Raw genomic sequence first — 25,431 nt, 5'->3', positions numbered from 1 at the left:
CGCCCAGGGCCTTCGGGATCAAGGGCGATAGCGCCGTTCGAGTTCGTCGTATTTGGGTTTCGCGACGGTCTGCTGCCGGACCGCGAAGCCCGCGAGACGGTCGGCGACGGAGGCGAGTGAGCCGTCTCGCTTGAGCGCCGCCAGCACTTCATGCGAGGCCTTGAGCGCCGCCTGCAGGGCCGCGTTGGCATAGAGCACGCAGCCGAAGCCGAGCTCGGCAAATTTTTTCTGTCCCAGTTCCGGCGTCAGGCCGCCGAACACGATGTTGGCGACCTGCGGAACCGAAAGCGCACCGGCAATCTGCGCCAATTCCTCGGCCGAAGTCGGTGCCTCGACGAAGGTCACGTCCGCGCCGGCCTCGATCATGGCCCCGGCGCGGTCGATCGCCGCCTGCAGGCCGAGGATCGCCCGCGCATCGGTGCGCGCCACGATCTGCAGGTCGCCGTCGCGACGTGTATCGACGGCGGCCTTGATCTTCGCCAGCATCTCTTCCAGCGGCACGACCTCCTTGCCGTCGAAATGGCCGCATTTCTTCGGAAACACCTGATCCTCGATCTGCAGTCCGGCCGCGCCGGCCCGTTCCAGCACCTTCACGGTGCGCACCATGTTGACCGGATTTCCGAAGCCGGTATCGGCATCGACCAGCAGCGGCAGTTCGACGGCATCGGCGATCGCCGCGACGTGGCCTGCTATTTCCGTCAGCGTGGTCAACCCGATATCGGGCGCGCCGAGATACATGTTGGCGACGCCGGCTCCCGTGACATAGACCGCCTCGTAGCCAAGATCCTCGATGATCCGTGCGAACAGGCCGTTGGCGGCGCCCGCGAGGATCGTCGCCTGGCGCTTATTCAATATCGTCTTGAGGATCGTCGTCGGTCTTGCCATGCAGTCTCTCCTGTCGCGACCGATTCGCCGGCGGGTTAAGGGTTCGGGCGGCGCGCGGCCCGCCCGCCGACGCGCAACATCAGGGTATTGGCCGCGATCGCCACGGCGACGATCATGGTGACCACGGCGGTCGAGAGCGGCACGTTGTGCTGGGCCATACCGCTGACCAGCAGAAATCCGAGGCCGCGCTGCGATGAGAACATCTCGCCGATCAATACGCCAAGCAGGCTCAGCGAAAAGCTGATCCGCAGACCGTTGACGATATCCGGCAGGCAGGCGGGCACCAGAACCCAGAGCATGGTGCGGCCGGGCGAAAGCCGCAACACCTTGGCGGTCCGGATCAGCACGGGGGGCAGATTGCGCACCGCGCCCAGCGTGAACAGGGTCATCGGCACCAGTCCGTGCATGACGCCGAACGCGACCTTGGCCGATATGCCGAGGCCAAACATCAGCAGCACCACCGGATACAGCGTGACTTTCGGAATCGTATAGAAGCCCGCGAGGATCGGCTCCGCGACCTCTCCCGCGAAGCGTCGTATCCCGAAGATCAGGCCGAGCGCGAGACCAATCAGCGCCGACAGTGCGAAGGCCAGCAGGAACGCTTGCAGGGTCGCGGCGGCATGATCCCAGAACATCCAGGTGCGCAACAGACCGAACAGATAGACCAAAGTCTGCAGCGGCGGAGAAACCACCACGCCCTTGGTCCAACTGCCGATCGCCTGCCAGAGCGCTAGTATCAGCAGCGCCAGCACGACAGCGTCGAAGGCGCGGATGCGGCGGCGCGACGTGCTCCCGGCGAGCGCATTTTCGAGCGAGAGGTCACTCATCGCGCGGAACGGCGGCGCGCCAGCCGCCCCTCCCAGACGTAGAGAATCCCGTTGGCTGTGACCGCAACCAGCATCACGAACAGCATCACGCCGTACATCGCGCGATTGTCGAAGCTTTGATAGGCAAAGGAAATCGCATAGCCGAGCCCGGTGCCGGACAGGATGAACTCGCCGGCGATGACACCTATCAGGGCGTAGCTCAGCGCCAGCTTGAAACCGGTGAACAGGCGCGGCAGCGCGGCCGGCAACACGATCCACCATAGCGTCCGTGCCCGGTTCAGCCGGTGGACGCGCGCCATCTTGATCAGAACCGACGACACGCTGTCCAGGCCCGAGAGCGTGCTGATCATGACCGCGGGCGCGGCGGAGAGCACGCCCAGCACCACCAGCGGCGGCTTGCCGAGGCCGAGCAGCGCCACCAGCAGCGGGTAGAAGATGAAGGTCGGCACCGAGTAATACGATGCCAGCAAGGGGTCCGAGACATCGCGCAGCCGCGGTGAGCGGTGGATCAGCGCGCCGGCCAGGGTGCCAAGCCCGATCGCCAGCACGAAGGCGAGCGCGATGGTCGAAAAAGTGCTCGCGATACTCTCGTTCAGCTCGCCGGAGCCGATCAGATCGACCATCGAAGCGACCATGTCGCTCGGAGCAATGACGGTCAAGGGATCGATGATGCCGGTGCGGCAGCAGAGTTCGAGCAGGATCACCAGTGCCGCCAGAACGGCGACGCGGACGCAGAGAACGGCGCGTCGCCGCGTCATGCCGCCCGGCCCATGGTCTTGAGCGACTCTTCGCGGAGCGAAGACCACAACCGCGCGGTCAACGCGCCGAATTTCGGATCCGAGACGATCCGGCTGTCGCGGTCGCGCGGCCAGCCGGTCTCCACCATGTCGATGAAGCGGCCCGGCCGCGCACTCATGACGCCGACCCGGTCCGACAGCATCGCCGCTTCGTCCAGGGCATGGGTGATGAGCAGCACGGTGGCGCCGGTCTCGCGCCAGAGCCGCAGCAATTCGTCGCCCATCAATAGCCGCGTCTGCTGATCCAGCGCCCCGAATGGCTCGTCCAGCAAAATCAGCCGCGGCCGCAGCACCAGGGTGCGCGCGATGCAGACCCGCTGACGCATGCCGCCGGAGAGTTGCGCTGGATAATGATCGGCGAACTGGTTGAGCCCCATGAAGCTGACGGCATGATCGACCCGCTCGGTAATTTCCGCTTTCGCAAGGCCGGAGGTGCGCAGACCAAAGCCGACATTCTGGCGCACGCTGAGCCAGGGCATGCTCGAATCTTCCTGGAACACCACGCCGATGCCGTCGGGAACCTCGCCGTGCAATTCCTTGCCTTCGAACTGCACGCTGCCGCCGGTCGGGCGAACCAGACCGCTGAGCACGTCGAGCAGGGTCGACTTGCCGCACCCCGACGGTCCGACGATGGAAAAGAACTCGCCGCCGCGTATCACCAGGTTGATCGGGCCGAGGGCGTGGATGGCGGGCGGCCCTTCGTAATGACGGATCACCTCGTTCAGCGCGACATGCGACGGCTCGCTCACGGCCGGGGCGCTCATTGTGAGGAACGCAGATCGGGCGGCAGATAAGAGGTGTCGACGTATTTCGGCCAGTCGACGTCGCCCTTGACCTGCCCGGTGATCTGCAGGCCCTCGACCATGTGGTTCATGCTGGGATAATCGAGCTGACCGTCGCTCCAGTAGTTCAGCTTGATGAGTTGGTGGATGTGGGCCCGGAACAGGTCGAGGTTCGGATTGCTGTAGGCCCGGGCGGTGATGTCGGCGGACTCATCGGGATGTTCCAGCGTATAGGCCAGCCCCTCGCGGCGGGCGGCGATCAGGCCCGTGATGATATCGGGATGCGCTTTGGCATAGTCCGCGGATGTGATCATCACGGTCTGCATCATGCGCGGGTCCATCACGTCGCGCACCATGAAGAGGGGCTTCACCAGTTCCTTGTTCTGCGCGTAGAGCAATTCGTCGGAGAAGCCGGCATCGACCGCGCCGCTGCTGACGGCGGAGATGTTGGCGCCGAGATCGCCGGCCGGCACCAGCTTCACCTGCTGCTGGGTCATGCCGCTGGCCTTCAGCGCCATCAGGATCAGCATGTTGCTCACCGATCCGGGCGAGGTATAGGCAATTTGTTTGCCGACGAGATCCTTGATGCCGGTGAGGGCTGAATCCTTCTTCACGACCCACATCTGATCGGCCACGCTTTGAGTGCCGGCACCGATGATGATGAGCTTCTGGCCGGAATTGATGGCCTGGACCGCTGCCGCCAGCGAGACCTCGCCGAAAGGAATGCCGCCGGCCAGGGTGTTGCGGACCGCGGTGCCGCCTCCCGCTGCGGTCAGGATGCCCGTGACATCGACGCCGTTCTTCTTGAACAGGCCCTTCGCCATCGCGACCGCATAGGGCACGCCGTAGAACTGGCCGCCCCAATGGGTGACGGTGATGGTCTCGGCCACCGCGGCCGGCGCGCTCCAGGCGGCGATCGTCGCGGCCAGACCCAAGGCTAGTCTCAGGACCAAACCAACCCGGACAAATCTGTTTCGCTTGGCCATGTCGTGTTCCTGTTTCTGTTGCTCCGGCTGCAACCTTCCGGATCTAGCGGTCGGCCAGGCCATGGCGTTTTTCGAACGCATGCACGGCGGGGAAGCCCATCAAATTATTCATGTCGGCGAACGGCAACATCGGAGCGCCGCTGCCGGTGCCTATTCCGGCCGTTTTCAGGTGGCGGAAAACCAGTTGCAGCGCGCCAGCCGCGGTCAGGAAGCCGGAGCCGGGATAAAGCGCAATCTTGAAACCCATGGCCGCGAGCTCGCTCGTCGACAGATAGGGTGTGCGGCCGCCCTCGACCATGTTCGCCAGCAACGTCGCGCCCTTGAAGGTCTCGGCGATACGACGCAATTCCTCGAGGCTCTCGGGACTTTCGACAAACAGCACATCGGCGCCGGCATTGAGGAATCCCTCGGCCCGCCGCAGCGCCGCATCCATCCCCTCCGCATAGCGCGCGTCGGTCCGGGCCACGATCAGAAAGTCGCGGTCTGGCCGCGCATCGACCGCGACACGGATCTTGGCAATGGCGTCATCGGCCGGGATCACACGGCGAAATTCGGTGTGACCGCATTTCTTCGGGAATTCCTGATCTTCAAGCTGGATGCCGGAAGCGCCGGCGGCCGCATAGCCGCGCACGGTGCGATCGACATTCAGCAACCCGCCATAGCCGGTATCGCCGTCGGCAATAAAGGGAATGTTGATGGCGCCGGCGATGCAGCGCACCCGGTCAAGCATTTCCGTGAATGTCGCGGTCCCGGCGTCGGCGACGCCAAGCGCGGAGGCGACGACGCCATAGCCGGTCATGTAAAGCGCGTCGAAGCCGGTACTCGCCGCCACTCTCGCCGATATGCCATCGTAGACGCCGGGAAGCGTCAGACAGCCGTCCCTCTGCAGCAGCACACGCAGTGTCGTTGCCCCGGCCAAGCCGTCCTCCTGTCGTGTTCCCCAGATCGGCGACGCCTTGAAGGGCACCTGCCGCTATTTTTTTAACATCTGGAACGCTGGCGATGCGTTCCAGGCCTGAGCTTTATTTCCCTCAATTTCTAAGGGTTATCCGGCAAAAATCAATCCTGTCGCCCGTTGCCTTCGGCAGGCAGGCCAAACAATGCGGTTTGATCAGCTTTGGTGAGGCATGGCGCTGAAGCCGCGCGGCAGGTTTTTTAGGGACTATCAACTGGGGGAGGGGTCGTGAAATGAAGAGGCCGCCAGACTGAGGCGGCCATTCACTATTCCGATGTCGGGGATTACTTTTTGCCAAGCACGCCGTTAGGGGTGGTTCGTTCGCTCCCCGGCAGGCGCTCGTAAGTCAGAAAGCTCCCGTTGCTTGGCCTGTCCATCAGGGTACCGCATTTCTCACAAGTCACGTTATCCGTGGGGGCTCCGGTCACCGTGACTCCATATTCGGCTCCGCAGCCGCACCGATGCGTTCCGGTGAGCCATTCTACGAATTCAGTCATGCTCGGAACATGCGTTGCGGATGGCCAGTTTTCGGCTCGAACCAGGCTATCTTTCGGGTGCGCTGCCAAAGCTCGACATGATGGCCGTCGACCAATTGCTTGGCCTTCATCATGGCCACGTTGTCATCCGCGCAATCGAGCGGAACCGATTCTTGAAACTCACCATTCGAGCCAATGATATACGCGCGGTAGTCCGGCATGTTGCTGCTCCCTCTGATCAGGCGGGAGCGCAAAACTCTCTGTCACCGAACGATGCCGAGGGCGGGGCGGTGATATGCCTTATATGGTAAGCGGCCTCACTCATAACAGGCCATTGCGAAATTCAAATTGATCGCGCTAGCGCGCGGCTCCGGTTGTCGTGCCTGAGGGCCCGCTGGCTGGAGGCGGAACCTCATTGACTATGCTTGATTCCGGCATACCGCTCGGTCCAGGATTGCTTGCCACATGGGTTCCACTTCCGAATCCCCATACGAAAAGTGTGAATGCGAAGATGAATACCGCGCCAATTGCGACTAACGTTCGACCACCTGCCTTGCCTTCGCGATCATGGTTCGCCATCGGTTTTCCCTTCGAACTCTGCCGTATGGTCAGGCCGGCGATTAAGCCAGGTTGGCAGGCATCACAAATTCGGCGTCGCAAGACTTGATCTTACAATGACCATCAAGCACTTGAACTGATCCACCACCGCTCGGTACATTTTCAACTAACCCGGCATCGTTCGCGCAATCCCAGGCGTCTCCTTCGGTTTGAAAGGGGCGGCTTATTCGATCGCCATCCCTGAATACGGCGTAGCTCATGGTGCTCTCCTTCCAGAGGCAACGTGCCCCATCCGAATAGGTTCGCGGGGTGTTCCATCAGCCCAACACCAATCCGTGATTGCGCAGAGGTGACGGAGTCACGTTCGACATTGTCCCGAACAAACGCAGGGAATCGACGGAATCTGCGGGTGCAGTGAAGGCGGTGGCGGGTATGGGACAATGATGGAACCGGCATGCTCGCCAAGTTCCCGGGCGCGACGGTCAATACCGCGCGCTTTTCCAAAATATTGGGCGACGCGAGGGGGGTAGTCTACAACAACCCTGCTGGGCCTGCGGTTTTGGTTGTTTGAAGGCGACGGTACGGCTTGCCGCGTGATTTATCAGATGCGTTCAAACATGTTCCGCTACAATTGGCTTCTCTGGAGCTATGAGCGGACTTTCAGCCAATTTCACCGCTGGGTCGTCACAACTTATGCATTGAAGGTCGGTGCGGCCGGAGACAGTGACAACCGCGACCATTCGTTTTCCGCATTTCGGGCAGCGTGTTGTTTGATCCATGAGACAATCCTCCCGATTTTTCTTTCATAACCCGGAAGTGAAGCCTTTAGTTCCATTCGAGCGTTGGGCGGTGAACAGGTCCCTTTCGCCCCTCAATCCCCCAGGGGTTCCGCTGAGTGACTTCAAAACCTCGGACTAAGCTAGCACCGCTCGGCACGCTGCGGTGTGACAGCTGGAGATTGCCCGCCACGGGATCGATCCTCGCGCGGCGAATTCAAGCGCAAAGGCCTTTGTCCCGGTGGACAAACTCGCGATGGATCTCACGTCCCAGCGCATTGACCACGGATATCTCAAGGTCCTGATCGTCGGTAAGGCTCTCGTCGTAAAAGTGCTGAGCGATCACTCCACAATGCGCAATCGCCTCTGCGTTTGTGTTGAACTCAACTCCAACCCGGTCTCTCATTGGAACGCCGTCTTTCATGTCAAAGTAAAATTTCTGCATAGCCCTCAACCCTGGTTTGTGTTGTTTGTCAGCCAATTCCTGTTTCTGAGTAACGCGCGCAACGAGACGGCAATTTGGCGACGTTGATTGCGCTCGGCGCCCGGTGGGAAAGTGCGGGCATAGCGCAGCATGACGCGCCTTTTCTCGATCAGTTCAGCTAAACTGTAATGCGGGTGATCAGGGATCGGGAGAGTGGCGCTCGTCATGATGTTCCACCTGGATTTAGGCGGGAGCGTTATCGACTCTCAGTCACCGATAGCAGCCGAAAGACGGTGCGGTGATGCAGGACCAATACCCTCAGGCCATGTCCTGTTCCGCAAATTGGGATGCCGCGCAATGGAACGCGCCTGGCATGTTTCAAAAGTACCAACGCCGGAAGTGACGCGTCTCATGGAACCGAAACACTTCGTGGTGATCCCGGAACGATGGCGGGCTTGGCAGCTTGGACTCGCCTGTGCTTGGCGGTGTCAAGCGCAGAGAACACCCGGCTGGAACACGCCCCCCTCCATCGGGCGTTCTAATTAGCGGCCTCAGCTCCCCCCAGGCTGCGGCCGCTTCTTTGTTTTCGGCCTCGAATTCCCGGCGGTCTCCTAATTTGTTAAATTTTCGATAGTGGTCAATATTGACCAACCGCTCCGAAATCCGGAAGAGCATACTGGTTCCATCACCGTCCCTTATCGGCATCTACCGGTGACTGAGAGTTTTGCGCTCCCGCCTGATCCAGGGGTGGGCAGCATGCCCCGATTACAACCATCATTGACCGCTATCGAGCGTCCTCGCTGTTCTCGTTGCCAAACCCGAATGATGCTGGAGCGGGTTTCACCGGGGCCAATTGGTTTCGAACAGCGATTGTTCGAATGCCCCAAATGCGATCACGTCGAGATCAGCGTCATTGCATCGGACCCCTTCACATCGAAGGCGGTCGGATGGCTTTCCGGAGAACTCAGAGCGCCGAACTGAGGCAATGCCATGCTCGACAAACAAAACCAGGGCCCACAATGCACGGCCTGCGGTTCACCAATGAAACTCTCCGCGATTGAACCGAGCAGCACTGGCCAGGATTTGCGAACGTTTACTTGTCCAGAATGCAAAAGGGTTGAGCGCCACATTATCGAGAGTGCCGTGACCGAGGCCTGGCTTGCGCCGAGGCAATCAGTGACGTGATGTATCGGCGCGAAGAGTGCCTGGTCCAGGCTTCGATCTGTCGCGAGAAGGCCAAAGCCGATCCGGCGCTTTACGATTATTGGATCGACCGCGCGATCGTATGGCTTCAACGTGCCATCCAGGCCAGTCGCGGTAACGGGGTCACTCACGCTGTTCCCGAACATGATTCCGACGCCAGCGCTGAACAGCCCAGCCGAACCGCAGCTATCCCGGAGGTACCCGCCTGATCTTCCTCAAGGAGGGATCATCGGCTGGCGTGCGACACCCAGGCACCTTTGTTTTGGGAAAGTGAGCTGCCGCTGACGTTCGCCCACACGCCGCTGCCAAAAAGCAGCAGAGCGAGACTCAGTCCCAGTATTTGGCCAAGTATTTGGCTCAATTTCAAACTCCGTATTAGATTCAACAATCCCCACATAGCCAAAGTGTTCCCGGTGCCGGTAACGAACAGGCGGTGTTTTTTCCTTTGGCCGGGCGGACCTTGTTTTGTGGTCATGCTCAACGGCTTTCAGGCACGCAGGCGCGGCGTGGGCGATCGCGAGATGCCGTCTCTCGTCGAGCCTCACAGCCGCATATGTTCGTCGATCCGCGCGGCCGAACCGGCGTCGACCGGCCCGGTATCCACCACTTCGCCGCGCTTGAACACGGCAAAGCGATCTGCAAGTCCAAGAACGAAGGACAGATGCTGCTCGACCACCAGCATCGCGGTACCGCGGTCGCGCCGCGTTGCCGCGAGCACTTCGGCGAGCCGGTCCACGACGGAGGGCTGCAGCCCTTCCGTCACTTCGTCGAGAAGGAACAAGCGCGGTTCGGCGATCAGTCCGCGCGCCACGATCAGCATTTTCTGTTCGCCTCCCGACAGGGTGCCGGCGCGCTGGGAAAGCCGCGCGGTGAGCACGGGAAACCAGCCGCTGATATCGGCCAGCCTTGCCTCGAAGCCGCGATCGTCGCTCAGCCCAAGCCGGAGGTTGTCGCGCACGCTCAAGTCCTGGAACAGCGCCTGTTCCTGCGCGGCATAGGCAAGCCCGAGCGCGCGTTTGCGAAACGGAGCCAGCCGCGTGACATCGCGGCCGTTGATGTGTACCGCGCCGTCCCATGCCGGCAGAAACGAAAGAATCGTTTTCAGGAGCGACGACTTGCCCATGCCGTTCTTGCCGACAAGGGCGAAGATCTCGCCGGGAGCGATCGTGAGCGAAACGCCGTGAACGACAGCCGAGCTGCCATAGCCGCTGGTCAGGTTGATGAGTTCGAGGGCGGCGGTCATGACGTCACCTCGCCTCCGTCGGGCGAGTGTTCCCGGTATAAATCTCGCGTATCAACGGGGCATCGGCGACGGCCGCCACCGGGCCGTCCAGCGCTACGCGCCCCTGATGCAGCAGGATAATGCGCGACGAGATCTGGCGGACGAAGTCGAGATCGTGCTCGATGATCAGGACGCATAGCCGTTCGCGTGCCACCAGGCCGGTGAGGATAGCGGCGAACCCCTGGCGCTCGGCACGCGTCAGTCCCGCCGTCGGCTCGTCCAGCAGCAGCACCTGCGGTTCCAGCGCCAGAACCATGGCGAGTTCGAGAGCCTGTTTCAGGCCGTGACTGAGGAAGCGTGCCTCCTCGCCCAGCCGCTCGGCCAGACCCGAACTCTCCACCACCGCGCGCGCCGCGGCTGGCAAGGCCAACACCGGCGAGACGCCGATGAAGGACGGCCGCTCACTCCTGACCCGCGCGATCCGCAGGCAATCAGCCACGTTCAATGTCTCGAACACGGAGGCGGTCTGGAACTTGCGCCCGAGGCCGAGGCCCACGATACGGTCGGGCGCCAGACGATTGATCGGCTGCCCGGCAATGCGCACCGTCCCTTCCGAGCGCTCGCGCCCGTCGGCGAGACAGCGGATCAAGGTCGTCTTGCCTGCGCCGTTCGGCCCGACAATGCTGACGAGCTCACCCTGCCGCACCGTGAACGATACGCCTGACAGCACCGACAGACTGCCGAAACGCCTGGAGACGCTGTCGACCTCGACCACGACATCGTTGCGGTCGGGCGCCACGGCGGCGCGCTCCAGCGTAGCCAGAGTGACCGCCGAAGAAGTCCGGACCGGCACCCGCCCGAAGCGGCGATGGATCGCGATGCCGGCGCCGCGCAGACTGCCGAACAGGCCACCAGGCAGCACGACGATGACCACGACGAACGCGACGCCGACGATCAGTTCCCATACGAAGGGCAGGCTGCTCGAGAGGTAGGCGCTCGCGACTTCGATCACCAGGGCGCCGCCGACGGCGCCGACCAGCGAGCCGCGTCCGCCGAGCGCCACCATGACCACGAGCTGGGTGCCGAATACGAAACCCGCATTCTCCGGGGCGGCAACACCGCTGAAGCCGACATAGCCGAAGCCGGCCAGCGCCGCGACAACGCCCGCGACGACCATCAGACCGATGCGCACCCGCGCCGTGTCGATCCCCAGATAAGTGCAGCGCTCGTCGTTGTCGCGCATCGCGCCGAGCACGCGTCCGGCGTCGCTGGAGAGCGCTATCCGGGCCACGGCCAGCGTGGCGATGACGGCTGCTCCGGCCAACCGGAACCAGCTCTCAAGTGAAAGGTCGAAACTTTCGAAACCGACGAGCCCGCTGGAGGACCCGGTCAACGTTCCGCCGGAATAGAGAATCTGGACCAGGACGATGGGCAGGACCAGCGAGACCACGGAAGCATAGAGCGGCGTGGACCCCGGGTAGAATGACAGCCAGCCGACAAAGCCCGCCACGGCGGCGGTTAGTCCCACCGCCGCGCCGAGCGCCAGCAGCGCTTGCCACGGGCCAAAGCCGAATTGGGTGAAGCCGATCGCCAGAGCATAGGCGCCCATGCCGAAAAAGGCAGATTGCCCAAACGTAAGCGTGCCGCTGAAGCCCCACAGCACGTCGACGGTGAGCGCGGCGATCGCGACGAAAAAAGCGCGGACAAGAATGTTCAACGTATAGGTATCGAGTATCCAGGGGCCCGCGATGACCAGACCCGCCGCGACGAGGGAGGGAAACGCAACACGAACAAGCAAGTGCGACATATCCGACGACGAAAGCGATGCCGTGGACCTGAGGGCGGAGCCGAAATCAGCCACGGGCAAATCCCTCCGGGCGGAGCCGAAGCGACACGGCTGCAAGTACCGCGATGGTCAGTCCCCCGAGGATCGGGCTGATGAAGGTGGAGGCGAGCACCTGCAGCCCGCCGAGCACGAAGCAGGACAAGCCAAGCGTCAACAGTGAGCCACCGGATACCATGACCAGCATGAAGGCTCCGATCAGCCAGGACAGTCCCATATTCGGATCGACGCTCGCCAGTGGCGTGATCAGCGCGCCGGCGACGGCGGCCAGGCCGCAGCCGATGCCGAAGGTAATGAGGCGGACGCGCGTGCTGTCGATGCCCAGTCCCTGGGCCAACGTCTCGTTCATGATGACGGCGCGGGTGGAGAGACCGAGCCGCGTGCCGTTGAGGAGCCCGGTGAAAAGTCCGGCGATGACGAACGCCGCCGCCACCATCAGCAAGCGATAGCGCGAATAGTCCTCGCCGAAGATCGCCAGAGTGCCCGAGATCGGAGCCGGTACGAACTGCACCTCGCGCCCGAATGCAAGCGTCACCAATTGGCCGATCACGATACTGAGGCCCCAGGTCGCCAGGATCGCATCCAGCGGCCGGCCATAAAGCCGCCGTACCACGACGCGTTCGGCCGTGGCCCCGATCAGCCCGCCGGCGAGGAAAGCCAGCGCGGGGGCCAGCACCGGCGATAGACCGAGGCGGGAGGCGACCAGCGCGCTGTAGGCCCCGATGGTGATGAAGGAGGCATGGGCAAAATTGATGATCTTCATCACGCCGAACACGATCAGCAGGCCGGCGGAGACGATGAAGAGGATCGCGGCCGTGGTGATGATGTCGAGGACCAGCGTGATCATGAAAGCGAACCAGGTTGGGTCGAAGCGGAAGAAGGCAGTAGCCTCCTCCCGCCACCGGCCGTCAACGTCAGGACTTCAGGTTCGGGCACTGCGCGCCCGGATCGACGTTGGGAAAGCTCTTGATGACCTTAACCCCACCGTCGGCCTGCACCTGGCCGAGATACATCGTCAAAGGTGCATGATGCTGCTGCGACATCGCAATCTTGCCGCGCGGGCCTTCCACCGAGATCTCGGCGAGCGCCTTCAGAACCTGGGTGGCGTCGGTGCCGCCAGCCTTTTCCACGGCCGCCTTGTAGGCATAAACCGCTTCGTATTCCGGCACCGACAGGTCGTTCGGGGTCTTCAATTCGGCACCGAATTTCTTTTGCATGGCGGCCAGGAAGGTCTTGTTGGCGGGGCTGTCGATGCCGGTGACATAGGAAGCCGACAGATAGATGCCTTCGGCGTCGGTTCCCATGCCTTTGGCGGTGCCCTCGTCAACCGCGAGGTTGCCGTAAGGAAGAGTGACGCCGGCAGCGCGAAGCTGCTTGGTCAAGGTGACGTTCGGCGCCCCGCCGGCCGTCGAGGTGATCAGGGCGTCCGGCGCCGCGCTCTTCAGCTTCGAGATGACCGAGGTCCAGTCACTGCCATCCATCGGCAGATATTCCTCGCCGACCACCTTGCCGCCGGTCTTTTCGATATAGGCCTTGGTGAAGGCGAGCATGCCGCGGCCGAACGCATAATCCGAGCCGATCAGGAAGAATTTCTTGGCGCCCTTTTCCTTGGCGAAGTAGTCGACGATCGGCGGCACCTGCTGTTCGGGAATCCAGGCATTGACATACATGAACGGGCTGCAGGATTTGCCCTCGTAGAACGACGTGTAGATGTAGGGCACCTTGCCGCGCGCCACGATTGGCAATGCCGCGTTGCGCGCCGCGCTGGTCTCCATCGAGATCAGCACGTCGACCTTCTTCTGGAACACCAGGCTGTCGAACGCCTTCTGCGCGCCGGCCGCGCCGGATGCGTCATCGGCGACTTCCAGCGCCAGTTGACGGCCGAGCACGCCGCCCTTGGCGTTGATCTCCTCGATGGCGAGCTGGGCCGACTGCACCACCGAAGGCGCGACAACGCTGTTGGCGCCGGACAGGCCGACCGGCACACCAATCTTGATGGTATCTGCGGCAAGCGCCGCACCGGCGAGGAGCGGTATGGCTGCCGCGGCGGCAAGCAGCGTCGACAGGGAACGAGTGAATGTCATGGATCGGTACTCCTGAGGGCTTGATGAAACTTCCTGGGTGTGAGGCGAGGGTCAGTACCAACTGCGCTTCGCGCCGGAGCCGAGCATCTCGTCATAGACGTCGACGCGACGGTCGCGCAGAACCTGGTTGAAGGCATTCCAGTTACGTTTGCGCCGGGCCTCACCGAGATCGACCTCGGCGATGAGGATGTCTTCCGCGTCCCGGCTGGCCGGCCCGACCACAGGCCACCCGGTATAACTTACGATCAGGCTCTGGCCCTCGAAGGGCTGCCCCCGCTCGACGCCGACGCGGTCGGCGCAAGCGATGAAGATCGAATTGCTGTGGGCGGCGGCCATCGCGAGGATGTTCGCCATCGCCTCGCGCCCTTCGGCCTGACCCGGAATCGGAACCCAGTTGGTCGGCACGCAGACGATATCGGCGCCCTGCAGCGCGCAGAGCCGAAAGGTCTCCGGAAACCAGCCATCGTAGCAGATGGCAACGCCGATGCGGCCGATCGGCGTGTGAAACACCGGGAAGCCGAGATTGCCGGGCTCAAAGAAAAGATTCTCCTCGTTCCAGAGATGCACCTTCCTGAACGTACCGATGTAACCTTCGGGGCCGATCACCACGGCGCTGTTGTAGAGATCCGGCCCCGACCGTTCGGTTATTCCCGCGACGATATGCATGCGGTGCAGGGCCGCACGCTCCGCCCAGGCCGCGACCGACGGTCCGCCGGGAATTGGCTCGGCCAGGCCGAACGCTTCCTCGCGCGAGGCGAACATGTAACCGGTATTGGCCAACTCCGGCAGCACAACGAGGTTGGCACCTTGCGACGCCGCCCGATCGATCAGCTCCAGGCTGTGCGCCACATTGGCGGCGACGTTACCGAAAACCGGCTGCATCTGGATGCAGGCGACAACGATCGATCCGGCCGCCGTATCGCTGGAGGCGTGCGAATTCATCGCGAAAACTCCCTGGAGCGCGCAAAACAAAAAACCCCCGATAGCGCCGTCAGGCACCAATCGAGGGCTACATAGCCAGATGTGGAAGCGGCCGACCGGCCGCCGTGACAATCTCAACCGCGTGAGTTGAGCATCGCCAACGTTTGAATTACAGCAGCAATGCGATCGTATTGTCAATCATGTAACAGGATCGAATTATCGGCACCGATGATGATGGATTATGCAACCGGCCTGACCGACTGTCTCAAAGGTCATCGATCAGGCCTAACCCGGCCATCACATCCTGCGCGCCGATGATGGTCGCGGCGATCTGGGCCATCGACAATCGCTTCTGCGTCGCCTGCGAGCGGATCAATTCATAGGCCTCGGTCTCGCCGATCTTCTTTAGCGTCACCAGTATCTTCACCGCCTTGTCGACATCGCGACGCGCCTTCAATGTCTCTTCGAGCTTCTGCACCTTGCTCTCGAGGCGACGGGTGTAACCGTGCATCGAGCGGGCGAGCACAAGCGACGAGAGAATGCCGAAGGGCCGGATCGGCTTGTTGATGACGCCGTGGGCATTGCTGTCGAGAAGCCGCCGCAGCACCGTCGGATTCTCGTAGTCGACGATGGCGACGAAGGTCGGTCCGCCTTCCGATGCGGAGGCAACGAAGGCCGGCGTCTCGGAGGTCTCCACCAGATGAAATACCGTATCCACGTCGTTGGGCAGTTCCACCGGCGGCGGCCATATGCCGCGCACGTTGCAACCGATGCGCTTCAACTGATCGAGCAGCGCGTCACCCTCCGCGTCGCGCGGATGCACGACAAGAACGCGCGCGCCGCGCAGTTCCTCGATAAGGCGGCGGATGCCCGGCTTCATGCGACCGATACCTCCTCCCCGATCCAGCGCGCGCCCAGCGGCGACACCGCCAGATAAGGATCGGGCTTCACGGCAGCCTTGGCTTCCCAGACCACATCGAAGCTGCCGTCACGCCGGACCCGGCCGATGCGGGGGGTCAGCCAGGTATGGTTGTTGTCGGGATCGATCTGGATCGCACCTTCCGGGGCTTCGAATGACAGGCCGAGCGCCGCCTCGACCAGCCGCTGCGTATCGAGTGTTCCGGCGCGCTCCAGGGCAAGGGCAAAGAGGTGCACCTGGGCATAGGCCCCGGCACTCCACATGCTGATCGGTGTGTCCGGGCCAAAAGCGCGATGGAAGTTTTCCGCGAAGCGGCGGTTGCTTGGCCCCTGCAGCGACCCGAAATAGGTCGCCGCCGTGATGTGTCCCTCGCACAGCGCCGCGCCGATCTCGCGCACCTCGCCTTCCGCCATGGTCAGGCTGGCGATGGGCATCGATGCCGGATCGAGGCCGGCCTCGCGATAGAGCCGATAGAAGGCCTGCGCCGAACGTCCGACGACCGTGGAAAACACCACATCCGGCGCCAGATCCTTCACCCGCGCCACGATTTCGCGCAGCCGCGACTCTGGCGCAGCCATGGGAACATAGACTTCGTCGACGATCTTGCCGCCGTAGGACTCGACGAGATCGCGCATGATGCGGTTTGATTCGCGCGGATAGATGTAGTCGGAGCCGACCAGAAACACCCGGCGCCCGTGGTTACGGACCAGATATTCGGCGAGCGGAAAGCTGGTCTGGTTCGGCGAGGCCCCCGTATAGATGACGTTGGGCGAGTATTCGAAGCCCTCGTAGAGCGACGGGTACCACAGCAACCCGTTGCGGCGTTCTATCGCCGGCAGAACGGCCTTGCGTTGTGCCGACGAACTGCCGCCGAAGATCACGGAAATACCGTCATCGGTCAAAAGCCGGTCGGCCAAACGGCGATAGATCGCCGGGTCCGATTCCGGATCGTAGGCGACCACTTCGATTTCGCGCCCGAGGATTCCCCCGGCTTGATTGATCTCCTGGATCGCCAGCGCCGTGCCCAGGAAGTGCTCGGTCTCGGTGACGGCCGTCAGCCCGGTGCGTGAGAACAGGACACCGACCCTCCATGTGTCCGACAGAGATGCAGTGCCGCTGACCATCGTTACGCCCTTCACTGAAAACCCCAGAACAGCTCATCGTTAACAACGTCCGTTCGATTAGTCACTATTGAGAAGTCGGTGCGCCACCTATCGCAGCGCGGCAGGTTTTGCGCGCGCAGCATCCTTCGACCAAATGTCCCCTTCGGGGGCAATCGCGTCGTTTCACGGCTCTGCGCGTCATGTTCCTTGTTCCGCCGGTCGCGGCGCCGATTGAGGCAAGCGGCGAGCCGCGCCAGCGGCGTCGATTTTTATTTCGGAATTTCAGAAATTTCGCTTTGCGCCAGACCCAAATCAGTTTTATATCCACCCCCGTCCCGTCCCATCTGAGGGGCGGCTCGCGATCGTCACGGACGCGGGGCGGGATGCGGTGGACGCGGGTGGCGCTTCTGACGAGGGCGCTTGTCCGCGGACGGCGAAGTCGTGTGGTCCTGACGCCCCGACGCTGGCGTCAAGTTTTGCGGGTGGCGATGTCAGCCCTAGCGGGCTGGCACGCCGAGATCCGCGAGGCGATGGTGACAACAAAGCCCGGTCACCAGGGAGAGCGCGAAGGAAACCGTTAAAACCATTGCGTGCGGGAATGCCGGGTGAACCGGTGTACCTGTGGCTTCTACCCCTGTGCTTTTTTGTTGCACAGGGGGCTGCGGGTGCAGCGGGCACCCGGCATTCCCCACGCCCTCTGTTGGGCGGAAAATTCACCTGCAACTCGGGCGCATCGCGCCGCGAGAATGCGGACTCATGTTCCTCGATCGTCATGCCCCGCTTCAAGCGGGGCATCCAGTACGCCGTGATGTCTCGTGTAAACGCCACCGTCTCTGGAATGCTGGATCGCCCGGTCAAGCCGGGCGACGACGCCGGAGATCAGCTGATTTCCTTGCGAACGATCGCGGCCGCGTCGCACATCGCCTTGAGCTTGCCGAAGGCGATGTGGCGCGGCATGTATTTCATGCCGCAGTCCGGCGCCGCGATCAGCCGGTCGGCGGCGACATATTTGAGGCCATGGCGAATGCGATCGGCGATCACGGCTGCGGTCTCAACGGTGGGATCGCCGAGGTCGATCACGCCAAGCATGATCTTTTTCGACGACAGATCGGCCAGCACGCCGAGATCGAGCCGGGGTTGCGCCGCCTCGATCGAGATCTGCTCGGCGCGGGTGTCGGCGAGTTCGGCCAGGAACGAATAGCCGGTCGGCTTGCTCGCGCCGGGCACGACGGCGGCGTAGCCGAAGCAGACATGGAGCACGGTCGGCACCGTGATCCCCTGCAAGGCGCGGTTGATCGCCTTGACCGCATAGCGCCGCGCCGCCGCGGGATCCTGACGGACCCACGGCTCGTCGAACTGGATCACATCGGCGCCGGCGTTCTGCAGTTCCAGCGCCTCGGCGTTGACGGCGGCGGCAAACGCCATCGCGAGTTCTTCGTCGTCCTTGTTCGCTGCATGGTCGGTGTTGCGGCGAAGGAATTCCATGTCGCGCAACTCGACCGGGCCCTTGCGGCTGATTTTCCCGACCACGCGGGGCACCGGGGTTTTCAGGCCCGAACGCGAGACGGTGATGGCAGGGTTTTCGCCATCGACCCCATCGAGCGCCGTCGCAAACCGATTGGAGTAGCTCTCACGCCTGATTTCGCCGTCGGTCACGATATCGATGCCCGCGCGCTCGAGGTCGCGGATCGCGACAATCGTCGCGTCGTCCTGGGCCTCTTCGAGATGCGCCGGGGGGATACGCCAGATTTCAGTCATGCGGGTGCGCGGCACGGATTTGGACAGCATTTCGCGGTCCACCAGCCAGTCCGGCTGCGGGTAGCTTCCAACGACGGTCGTCGGCAATGCGTGTGTGGGTAGTGGCAAGGCTTCAACTCCCCGGCGGCACGCGCGGCAGTTCTGGCGCGGCTCATTTGGCTATGGAACAGGTATTGGACAAAGCGCCGTCAGTCCAGAACCGGTTCGGCTTCAAATCACGCGCCGAACGCGAGGACCCCGGCCAGCGCTTAGCGCAGCGACATCCCGGTCGCGGCTTCCAGCTCGGCGAGGGCTTGCGGGGCGTTGAGGACCTTGATCGTGGTCATGCCCATGTCGCGTGCCGGCTTCAGGTTGACGCCGAGATCGTCGAGATAGACGCAGCGTTTGGGGTCGACGCCGAGCGCCTCGACCATCATCTGATAGATGCGCGGGTCGGGTTTTCGGAGACCGATTTTGGCCGACTCGATGATGTGGTCGAACAACGCCATCACCTCGGCAATATAGAGCGAGCGGCCGGCCTTGCTTCCGATGGCGTTGGCGGGAAGGTTGTTGGTGATGCATCCGGTCTTGAGGCTGGTCCCGACACGTCGGAGGGCTTCGATCATCTCAGGCCGCAGATCTCCCGACAGCAGCGGCAAGACATCCTTGCCCCGGACTTCCGCGCCCAGCGCCAGCGATTCCGCCGCAAACAATTGATCGAACGCCTCAATGTCGATTTCGGCGCGCTCGAATTTCGCCCAGGCATTTTCCCAATGATTTTGCGCATTGGTGCGCCTGATAATATCGGCAGGCAGGCCGCGTTCGGTCTCGAAACGCGCAAAGGCCTCGAACGGCGAGGTGGTGAGCACGCCGCCGAAATCCCAGATCACTGCCTGCAACATCCATTCCCCGCGATGCGAATGCCAATCAGAACGCGGCTAGCACGACGGGCCGGCCTGCGCCAGCCTCTACGAATTGCGCCGGCCCGTGCTGGTCGCGATGGCCGCGGCCGCGGTGCGGTTCTCGACGCCGAGCTTGGCGTAGATCTGCTCGAGATGCTTGTCCACGGTCCTCGGGCTGAGGCCGAGAATCTGGGCGATGTCGCGGTTGGTCTTTCCCTTGCTCAGCCACGACAGCACTTCTCCCTCGCGGGTGGTCAATCCAAGTTCGCTGCTGAATTCCGCCGGCGTATCGCCGCCTGCGTCTTTGGCCAGCCGCAGCAGGAATTCATTTGGCGCGAGTTTTCCCATGTATTGCAGCCGAAGCTGCTCATTTTCCGGAAACGACGCCATCGCCTGGGCTCTCGACCCGGCTTTGCCTTTTTGCGCCTGTTCGAGCCATTGCAGCATGGGATCCGGCAGCACGAACTCATCGTCGGTGCCGGGCGCGAGATTTTCCGACAACAGTTTCTGCGCCTGCGGTGTCGCCCACACGATCTTGCCCTGCCTGCTGACGGCGAGCAAAAACCGGCCGGACACGTCAAGCGCGGCGCGGGCACTCTGGGTCAACCGCGCATTGGCCAGATGGACACGAATCCGCGCCAGCATTTCCTCGATGACGATCGGCTTGGTGACGTAATCGACGCCACCTGCTTCGAGGCCGCTGACGATGTGTTCGGTCTCGGCGAGGCCAGTCATGAAGATCACCGGCACGTTGCTCAAGCCGGCGTCGCGCTTGAGACGCCGGCAGGTCTCAAAGCCGTCCATGCCAGGCATGACGGCGTCGAGCAGAATAATATCGGGCGTGATCTGGTCGACGATTCGCATCGCCGCCGCCCCGTCCATCGCGACCATGACAGTCATGCCGGCGCCGTCGAGCGCATCGGTCAGGAGGCGCAGCGTTTCCGGCGAGTCGTCGACGACGAGCGCGACGTCGCGTTTTTTGGCTTCAGTGATCATAGCTGTGCAGGGTTTTCAGGGTTGCCATGTACTGATCAAGATCGAAGCGGTCGATCAGCGACCGCATTTGCATAACGAAGTCGGCATGTTCGGGATAGTCGGTTCCTATTTCATCCAGCTTGAGCTGGATCGCGCGAATGTAGCCCAGTTGCCCAAGACCGATCAGCTCCTCGACATGCTTCACCGGCGGACGCGAGCCGCCCTCCGGTTTCCAGTGCGGGACCACGATCTGGTAGGTTTCATACTGCCATTCGATCTTGAGGAGCTGACGGATCAGTTCCAGCAGCCTCGGAATATCGATCGGCTTCATCAGATAGCCGTCGTGGAACGGCTGCGCCAGCGGCGTACCATGCGCCTCCAGGGCGCTCGCCGAAACCATCAGGATACGGGCCTGATGATGACCGGTCGAGCGCAGCGTTTCCGCGACCGTCCATCCATCCATGCCGGCCATCGAGATGTCGAGCAGGAACAGGTCGGGCCGGCAATGCTGTGCGAGGGAAAGGCAGGCAGGTCCATCCGGCGCGCTGAGCAGGATGAAGCCGAGCGGCGTCAGCACCTCGCGCAACAGGTCGAGCTGGACCGGATCGTCGTCGGTAATCAGGATCGTCTTGCGCGGACCGTGATAGCCAAACACCGGCGCGTCGACCGGCGCAATTCGCGTCGGGTTGGTGACTTCCGACAGCAGGATCTTGACCCGGAAGGTGCTGCCGGTTCCGACCGTACTGCCGACCTGGATGTCGCCGCCCATCACGCCGGCGAGCAGCCGGCTGATGGTCAGCCCGAGGCCGGTCCCGGTTTGCGGTTGCGAGACGCCGAGCGCACCGCGTTCGAACGGTGCGAAGATGCGTTCGAGGTCACCAGATTGAATTCCGGGACCGGTGTCGGTCACCTCGAATTCGGCGACCGGGCTGCGGTAATGCACGATGAAATGCACGCTGCCGCGCTGGGTGAATTTGATGGCGTTCGACAGCAGATTGATCAGGATCTGGCGCAGGCGTTTTTCGTCGGCGTATACCACGACGGGCAGCACCGCCGGACGTTTGAAAATGAAATCGATGCCTTTGGCGGCGGCTTGCAGGCGGAACATGCCGACGAGCTGATCGAGAAATTCGCTGACGCGTACCTCGTCCCGCGACAAATAGAGCCGGCCTGCTTCAATCTTGGAGATGTCGAGAATGCCATCGATCAATCCGGACAGGTGATCGGCACTGCGGCGCACCACGCGCACCTGATCGCGCGGCTTGGTGTTCAGGCTGGTATCCTGTTCCAAGAGTTGCGCGTAGCCGGAGATCGCATTCAGCGGCGAGCGCAATTCGTGACTCAGCCCGACGACATATCGGCTCTTGGCCAGATTGGCCGATTCGGCGACCTCCTTGGCGCGCTGCAACTCGGCGTCGGTGCGCTTGTGGGCGTCGATTTCCTGAATCAACAGCGTGGTCTGCCGCCTGGTTTCCGCTTCGGCCGCGCGCCGGCTCTGCTGTGCCAGCACGAACAGCCATGCCACCACCCCGATGATGATGGTCAGCGCGAAGAAGACTTTCCACAGCACGTCGGACAGCTGCAGATGATCGACCTGAACCGTTGCCGATGTCTGCAGATAGATCAGGCCGAGTGTCAGCCCGACCAGTCCCGCGGAAAGCGCGAACACGCCGAGATAGTGCCCGAGCTGCGAATTGATCCGTGCGTAAATCGGCTGCGGCAGGATTTTTCCGAGGGTTTCGGCGACCTGCGCCTGAATCCGCGCATGCGGCTTGCAGAGATCATGGCAGCGCGCGTCAAGCGAACAGCACAGCGAGCAGATCGGTCCGGCATAGGCCGGGCACGACGCCATGTCCTCGGGCTCGAACGAATGCTCGCAAATGCAGCACTGGATCGCCTCGATGTTCTGCCAGCTGCGCTTCGGCTTGCGCGCGATGTAGTATTTCCCGTCGGTGGCGTAGGCGATCAGGGGAGCCGTGACGAACGCCACCAGCAGCGCGACGAACGGCGCCAGCGCCTTCGCCGTCGGTCCGAACAGGCCATAGAATGCGCTGATCGAGACGACGGTGGCGATGGTCATCGCGCCGACGCCGACCGGGTTGATGTCGTAGAGATGCGCGCGCTTGAACTCCATGTGCTGCGGGCGCAGGCCGAGCGGCTTGTTGATGACGAGATCCGAGACCAGGGCGCCGACCCAGGCGATGGCGACGTTCGAGTAAAGCGCGAGCGTCTGCTCCAGCGCCTTGTAGACGCCGATCTCCATCAGCAGCAACGCGACCAGCACGTTGAACACCAGCCAGACGACGCGGCCGGGATGGCTGTGGGTGAGACGGGAAAAGAAATTCGACCATGCGATCGATCCGGCATAGGCGTTGGTGACGTTGATCTTCAGCTGCGACAGGATCACGAAGGTGCCGGTCAACGCCAATGCGAGATCCGGTTCCGACAGCACGTAGCGAAAGGCCTCGAGATACATGTGCGCGGGCTCGGCGGCATGCTCGGTGGATACACCGTGGCTCAGCGCAAAGAATGCCAGGAACGATCCAGCCAGCAGCTTCAGCGCGCCGAGAATGATCCAGCCGGGGCCAGCGCTGAGCAGCGCGACCCACCACGCGGTCTTCGAGGTTCGCCGGTCGCGCGGCAGGAACCGCAGAAAATCGACCTGCTCGCCGATCTGCGCGACCAGCGCAAATACGACGGAGGCGGCGGTGCCGAACAACAACAGGTCGAGATGGCCTGCGGGATTGCCGTGTTCGCCGGCAAATTTCGTCCACTCCGCAAAGGAGTGCGGATTGGCATAAGCGATCGCCGCGAATGGCATGATGTGAAGAATGATCCACAGCGGCTGCGTCCACAACTGGAAGCGGCTGATCAGCGTGATGCCGTGGGTGACCAGCGGAATGATGACGACGGCGCTGATCAGATAGCCGACCGGGCGTGGAATTCCGAAGCACATCTCAAGCGCGGTCGCGAGAATGACCGCTTCGATCGCAAAGAAGATGAACGTGAAAGATGCGTAGATCAGCGAGGTGATGGTCGAGCCGATATAGCCGAAGCCGGCGCCGCGCGTGAGAAGATCAATGTCGATGCCGCATTTGGCGGCATGATAGGCGATCGGAAGGCCGCAAAAGAAGATAATGACGCTGACGACCAGGATGGCGGCGGTGGCATTGGTGACGCCGTAATTGAGGGTGATGGTGCCGCCGATCGCCTCCAGCGCCAGGAACGAGATCGCGCCCAGGGCGGTATTGGCAACCCGGGCCGCAGACCAGCGCCGCGCGCTTTTGGCGGTAAAGCGCAGCGCATAGTCTTCCAGCGTTTGGTTCGCAACCCACTGATTATATTGGCGTCTGACGCGGTCTATCCGCTGCCGCCCTGCCACTTTAAGCTCCTGACTCCCAAGCGATCCGCCTACGAAACCCCGTTCCAAAAACCTACGTCGCTATTTTGCGGTGCAATATACGCGATCTTGCGTATCTGTGCACTGCACAATTTCAGCAATCCTAATCTGACCAATAGCGCGTCCTCGAACAAAAATGGGGTACTCATGTCAGATGAAATCAAACGGGGCCTGCAGTCCCCGCTTCGGCGCAAACTGCTCATGGGAATGGCCGCATTACCGGCCATAACAATGCTGCCGCGCCCATCCTTCGCCGATGTTCCGGCCACTTCCGCGATCAACACCACCGGTCTTGCGGTAACCGACACCGAAGTGACCTGCGGCATCCTGCATTCGGCCACCGGCACGATGGCGATTTCGGAGACCGGTTCGATCGAAGCCGAAAAGCTCGCTATTTCGCAGATCAACGAAGCCGGCGGCATCCTCGGCCGCAAGATCAAGTTCATCCAGGAAGACGGCGCCAGCGATTGGCCGACCTTCGCTGAGAAGGCCAAGAAGCTTCTCGTCAACGACAAGGTCGCGGCGATCATGGGCTGCTGGACCTCGGCATCCCGCAAGGCGGTGCTCCCGGTCGTCGAGCAATACAACGGCATGCTCTATTACCCGACCTTCTACGAAGGTCTCGAGCAGTCCAAGAACGTCATCTATACCGGCCAGGAAGCGACCCAGCAGATCCTCGCTGGCCTGAACTGGATTGCCAAGGAAAAGGGCGCCAAATCGTTTTTCTTTATCGGTTCGGACTACATCTGGCCGCGCACGTCGAACAAGATCGCGCGCAAGCACGTCGAGAACGTGCTCAAGGGCAAGGTCGTCGGCGAAGAATATTATCCGCTCGGCAACACCCAGTTCAACTCGGTGATCAACAAGATCAAGCTGACCAAACCCGACGTCATCTTCACCGACGTCGTCGGTGGATCGAACGTTGCTTTCTACAAGCAGCTCAAGGCGGCCGGTATCGACCTGTCGAAACAGGCGCTGCTCACGATCTCGGTGACCGAAGACGAAATCGACGGCATCGGCGGCGAGAACATTGCGGGCGCCTATGCCTGCATGAAGTACTTCCAGTCGCTCGATAATCCGAACAACAAGCTGTTCGTGCCCGCGTTCAAGAAGATGTGGGGCGAGAAGACCGTGATCGGGGACGTGACGCAGGCCGCTTATCTCGGCCCGTGGCTGTGGAAGTTAACGGCGGAGAAGGCCGGCAGCTTCGACGTTGACAAGATCGCGGCAGCCTCGCCGGGTGTCGAATTCAAGGGTGCGCCGGAAGGCTACGTCCGCATCCATGAAAATCACCATCTCTGGTCGAAGACCCGCGTCGGTCGGGCCAAGCTCGATGGCCAATTCGAGCTAATCTATGAAACCGCCGACCTGGTCGAACCGGATCCGTTCCCCAAGGGCTACCAGTAAACGCCACCGGTACGCGCGCGACGTTTGCCGCGCGCCGCCAAGCGCAAGCCGCTCCCTGGCGTGAGTTTGTGACTCACGCTTAAGACCCCCGCGTCGCGAACCTGCTCGCGACGCGGGACTTCCCTGAAGGAGGAGATCGATGTTCGGCGAGTATTCGATTGGTGATCTTGGTTCGATCTTTGTCATGCAGGGCTTCGCGGGCCTGATCCTGTTCTCAGTCTACGTACTGATGGCACTCGGCCTTGCGAT

23 protein-coding genes and 1 pseudogene are annotated in these 25,431 nt (G+C 62.3%); 2 read left to right on the top strand and 22 right to left on the bottom strand.

Features of this window, described 5'->3' with window-relative positions:
* Positions 1 to 18: 18 nt before the first annotated feature.
* The 22 genes from ABR948_RS12780 to ABR948_RS12675 all read right to left on the bottom strand — a co-directional run bounded on the left by ABR948_RS12780 (position 19) and on the right by ABR948_RS12675 (position 23,757).
* Positions 19 to 885: an isocitrate lyase/PEP mutase family protein gene (locus tag ABR948_RS12780; RefSeq protein ID WP_428118015.1), complete on the bottom strand. Its 867-nt coding sequence runs from the start codon at positions 883 to 885 to the stop codon at positions 19 to 21.
* Between the two features lie 35 nt (positions 886 to 920).
* Positions 921 to 1,712, bottom strand: coding sequence for an ABC transporter permease (locus ABR948_RS12775; RefSeq protein WP_428118013.1), 792 nt, complete (start codon positions 1,710 to 1,712; stop codon positions 921 to 923).
* Complete coding sequence (locus ABR948_RS12770; RefSeq protein ID WP_428118010.1) at positions 1,709 to 2,470, bottom strand: ABC transporter permease; 762 nt, start codon at positions 2,468 to 2,470, stop codon at positions 1,709 to 1,711. The genes ABR948_RS12775 and ABR948_RS12770 overlap by 4 nt, the downstream gene beginning before the upstream one ends.
* On the bottom strand, positions 2,467 to 3,258 hold the full coding sequence (locus ABR948_RS12765; protein WP_428118008.1) for an ABC transporter ATP-binding protein: 792 nt from the start codon (positions 3,256 to 3,258) through the stop codon (positions 2,467 to 2,469). Before ABR948_RS12765 ends, ABR948_RS12770 begins: the two co-directional genes overlap by 4 nt.
* Positions 3,259 to 3,269: 11 nt before the next feature.
* On the bottom strand, positions 3,270 to 4,277 hold the full coding sequence (locus ABR948_RS12760) for an ABC transporter substrate-binding protein (protein WP_428118005.1): 1,008 nt from the start codon (positions 4,275 to 4,277) through the stop codon (positions 3,270 to 3,272).
* A 43-nt stretch (positions 4,278 to 4,320) separates the two neighbouring features.
* Positions 4,321 to 5,196 carry an isocitrate lyase/PEP mutase family protein gene (locus ABR948_RS12755; protein WP_428118002.1) on the bottom strand — a complete coding sequence of 292 codons (876 nt, stop codon included), beginning with the start codon at positions 5,194 to 5,196 and terminating at the stop codon, positions 4,321 to 4,323.
* Positions 5,197 to 5,725: 529 nt separating this feature from the next.
* On the bottom strand, positions 5,726 to 5,929 hold the full coding sequence (locus ABR948_RS12750) for a hypothetical protein (RefSeq protein ID WP_428117999.1): 204 nt from the start codon (positions 5,927 to 5,929) through the stop codon (positions 5,726 to 5,728).
* Between the two features lie 399 nt (positions 5,930 to 6,328).
* The gene (locus tag ABR948_RS12745) at positions 6,329 to 6,526 is read right to left on the bottom strand and encodes a hypothetical protein (RefSeq protein ID WP_428117996.1); all 198 of its coding nucleotides are present in this window, start codon (positions 6,524 to 6,526) and stop codon (positions 6,329 to 6,331) included.
* A gap of 733 nt (positions 6,527 to 7,259) precedes the next feature.
* A complete protein-coding gene (locus ABR948_RS12740) occupies positions 7,260 to 7,487 on the bottom strand; it encodes a DUF6894 family protein (RefSeq protein ID WP_428117994.1) in 228 nt (75 codons plus the stop codon).
* A gap of 5 nt (positions 7,488 to 7,492) precedes the next feature.
* A complete protein-coding gene (locus ABR948_RS12735; RefSeq protein ID WP_428117991.1) occupies positions 7,493 to 7,693 on the bottom strand; it encodes a hypothetical protein in 201 nt (66 codons plus the stop codon).
* Positions 7,694 to 8,359: 666 nt separating this feature from the next.
* Positions 8,360 to 8,800 (bottom strand): hypothetical protein, encoded by a 441-nt coding sequence (locus ABR948_RS12730; protein WP_428117988.1) that lies wholly within the window; start codon positions 8,798 to 8,800, stop codon positions 8,360 to 8,362.
* Between the two features lie 410 nt (positions 8,801 to 9,210).
* Positions 9,211 to 9,912, bottom strand: a complete 702-nt coding sequence (locus ABR948_RS12725) for an ABC transporter ATP-binding protein (protein ID WP_428117985.1) — start codon at positions 9,910 to 9,912, stop codon at positions 9,211 to 9,213.
* A 4-nt stretch (positions 9,913 to 9,916) separates the two neighbouring features.
* On the bottom strand, positions 9,917 to 11,698 hold the full coding sequence (locus tag ABR948_RS12720) for a branched-chain amino acid ABC transporter ATP-binding protein/permease (protein ID WP_428118032.1): 1,782 nt from the start codon (positions 11,696 to 11,698) through the stop codon (positions 9,917 to 9,919).
* Between the two features lie 46 nt (positions 11,699 to 11,744).
* Positions 11,745 to 12,581, bottom strand: a complete 837-nt coding sequence (locus ABR948_RS12715) for a branched-chain amino acid ABC transporter permease (protein ID WP_428117982.1) — start codon at positions 12,579 to 12,581, stop codon at positions 11,745 to 11,747.
* 67 nt (positions 12,582 to 12,648) lie between these two features.
* Positions 12,649 to 13,818 carry a substrate-binding protein gene (locus ABR948_RS12710; RefSeq protein WP_428117979.1) on the bottom strand — a complete coding sequence of 390 codons (1,170 nt, stop codon included), beginning with the start codon at positions 13,816 to 13,818 and terminating at the stop codon, positions 12,649 to 12,651.
* Between the two features lie 51 nt (positions 13,819 to 13,869).
* Positions 13,870 to 14,760 (bottom strand): nitrilase family protein, encoded by an 891-nt coding sequence (locus ABR948_RS12705; protein WP_428117976.1) that lies wholly within the window; start codon positions 14,758 to 14,760, stop codon positions 13,870 to 13,872.
* Positions 14,761 to 15,004: 244 nt separating this feature from the next.
* Positions 15,005 to 15,619, bottom strand: a complete 615-nt coding sequence (locus ABR948_RS12700; RefSeq protein WP_428117973.1) for an ANTAR domain-containing response regulator — start codon at positions 15,617 to 15,619, stop codon at positions 15,005 to 15,007.
* Positions 15,616 to 16,782, bottom strand: a complete 1,167-nt coding sequence (locus tag ABR948_RS12695; RefSeq protein ID WP_428118029.1) for a transporter substrate-binding domain-containing protein — start codon at positions 16,780 to 16,782, stop codon at positions 15,616 to 15,618. The genes ABR948_RS12700 and ABR948_RS12695 overlap by 4 nt, the downstream gene beginning before the upstream one ends.
* 858 nt (positions 16,783 to 17,640) lie before the next feature.
* Positions 17,641 to 18,627: a 5-methyltetrahydropteroyltriglutamate--homocysteine methyltransferase gene (locus ABR948_RS12690; RefSeq protein ID WP_428117971.1), complete on the bottom strand. Its 987-nt coding sequence runs from the start codon at positions 18,625 to 18,627 to the stop codon at positions 17,641 to 17,643.
* A gap of 140 nt (positions 18,628 to 18,767) precedes the next feature.
* Positions 18,768 to 19,400 carry an HAD-IA family hydrolase gene (locus ABR948_RS12685; protein ID WP_428117968.1) on the bottom strand — a complete coding sequence of 211 codons (633 nt, stop codon included), beginning with the start codon at positions 19,398 to 19,400 and terminating at the stop codon, positions 18,768 to 18,770.
* A 66-nt stretch (positions 19,401 to 19,466) separates the two neighbouring features.
* Entirely contained in the window at positions 19,467 to 20,396 is a 930-nt protein-coding gene (locus tag ABR948_RS12680) for a response regulator (protein ID WP_428117965.1), read from the bottom strand.
* Positions 20,386 to 23,757, bottom strand: coding sequence for a hybrid sensor histidine kinase/response regulator (locus ABR948_RS12675; RefSeq protein ID WP_428117962.1), 3,372 nt, complete (start codon positions 23,755 to 23,757; stop codon positions 20,386 to 20,388). Before ABR948_RS12675 ends, ABR948_RS12680 begins: the two co-directional genes overlap by 11 nt.
* A 165-nt stretch (positions 23,758 to 23,922) precedes the next feature.
* Here ABR948_RS12675 and urtA point away from each other — a divergent pair, with 165 nt between their 5' ends.
* Together urtA and ABR948_RS12665 are read left to right on the top strand one after the other, a co-directional pair.
* Complete coding sequence (gene urtA, locus ABR948_RS12670; RefSeq protein ID WP_428117959.1) at positions 23,923 to 25,182, top strand: urea ABC transporter substrate-binding protein; 1,260 nt, start codon at positions 23,923 to 23,925, stop codon at positions 25,180 to 25,182.
* Positions 25,183 to 25,321: 139 nt separating this feature from the next.
* Positions 25,322 to 25,431, top strand: a pseudogene (locus ABR948_RS12665) (urea ABC transporter permease subunit UrtB); the annotation flags it as partial.

Origin of the sequence: Bradyrhizobium sp. (assembly GCF_050014615.1) — a bacterium.
Classification (GTDB): domain Bacteria; phylum Pseudomonadota; class Alphaproteobacteria; order Rhizobiales; family Xanthobacteraceae; genus Bradyrhizobium.
This window is presented reverse-complemented; position numbering and strand designations above follow the sequence as displayed.

Coding starts and splice junctions, on each gene's coding strand:
- ABR948_RS12780 (WP_428118015.1), bottom strand. CDS start 885: ATGGCAAGACCGACGACGATCCTCAAGACGATATTGAATAAGCGCCAG.
- ABR948_RS12775 (WP_428118013.1), bottom strand. CDS start 1,712: ATGAGTGACCTCTCGCTCGAAAATGCGCTCGCCGGGAGCACGTCGCGC.
- ABR948_RS12770 (WP_428118010.1), bottom strand. CDS start 2,470: ATGACGCGGCGACGCGCCGTTCTCTGCGTCCGCGTCGCCGTTCTGGCG.
- ABR948_RS12760 (WP_428118005.1), bottom strand. CDS start 4,277: ATGGCCAAGCGAAACAGATTTGTCCGGGTTGGTTTGGTCCTGAGACTA.
- ABR948_RS12750 (WP_428117999.1), bottom strand. CDS start 5,929: ATGCCGGACTACCGCGCGTATATCATTGGCTCGAATGGTGAGTTTCAA.
- ABR948_RS12745 (WP_428117996.1), bottom strand. CDS start 6,526: ATGAGCTACGCCGTATTCAGGGATGGCGATCGAATAAGCCGCCCCTTT.
- ABR948_RS12740 (WP_428117994.1), bottom strand. CDS start 7,487: ATGCAGAAATTTTACTTTGACATGAAAGACGGCGTTCCAATGAGAGAC.
- ABR948_RS12735 (WP_428117991.1), bottom strand. CDS start 7,693: ATGACGAGCGCCACTCTCCCGATCCCTGATCACCCGCATTACAGTTTA.
- ABR948_RS12725 (WP_428117985.1), bottom strand. CDS start 9,912: ATGACCGCCGCCCTCGAACTCATCAACCTGACCAGCGGCTATGGCAGC.
- ABR948_RS12720 (WP_428118032.1), bottom strand. CDS start 11,698: ATGTCGCACTTGCTTGTTCGTGTTGCGTTTCCCTCCCTCGTCGCGGCG.
- ABR948_RS12715 (WP_428117982.1), bottom strand. CDS start 12,581: ATGATCACGCTGGTCCTCGACATCATCACCACGGCCGCGATCCTCTTC.
- ABR948_RS12710 (WP_428117979.1), bottom strand. CDS start 13,818: ATGACATTCACTCGTTCCCTGTCGACGCTGCTTGCCGCCGCGGCAGCC.
- ABR948_RS12705 (WP_428117976.1), bottom strand. CDS start 14,760: ATGAATTCGCACGCCTCCAGCGATACGGCGGCCGGATCGATCGTTGTC.
- ABR948_RS12700 (WP_428117973.1), bottom strand. CDS start 15,619: ATGAAGCCGGGCATCCGCCGCCTTATCGAGGAACTGCGCGGCGCGCGC.
- ABR948_RS12695 (WP_428118029.1), bottom strand. CDS start 16,782: ATGGTCAGCGGCACTGCATCTCTGTCGGACACATGGAGGGTCGGTGTC.
- ABR948_RS12685 (WP_428117968.1), bottom strand. CDS start 19,400: ATGTTGCAGGCAGTGATCTGGGATTTCGGCGGCGTGCTCACCACCTCG.
- ABR948_RS12680 (WP_428117965.1), bottom strand. CDS start 20,396: ATGATCACTGAAGCCAAAAAACGCGACGTCGCGCTCGTCGTCGACGAC.
- urtA (WP_428117959.1), top strand. CDS start 23,923: ATGTCAGATGAAATCAAACGGGGCCTGCAGTCCCCGCTTCGGCGCAAA.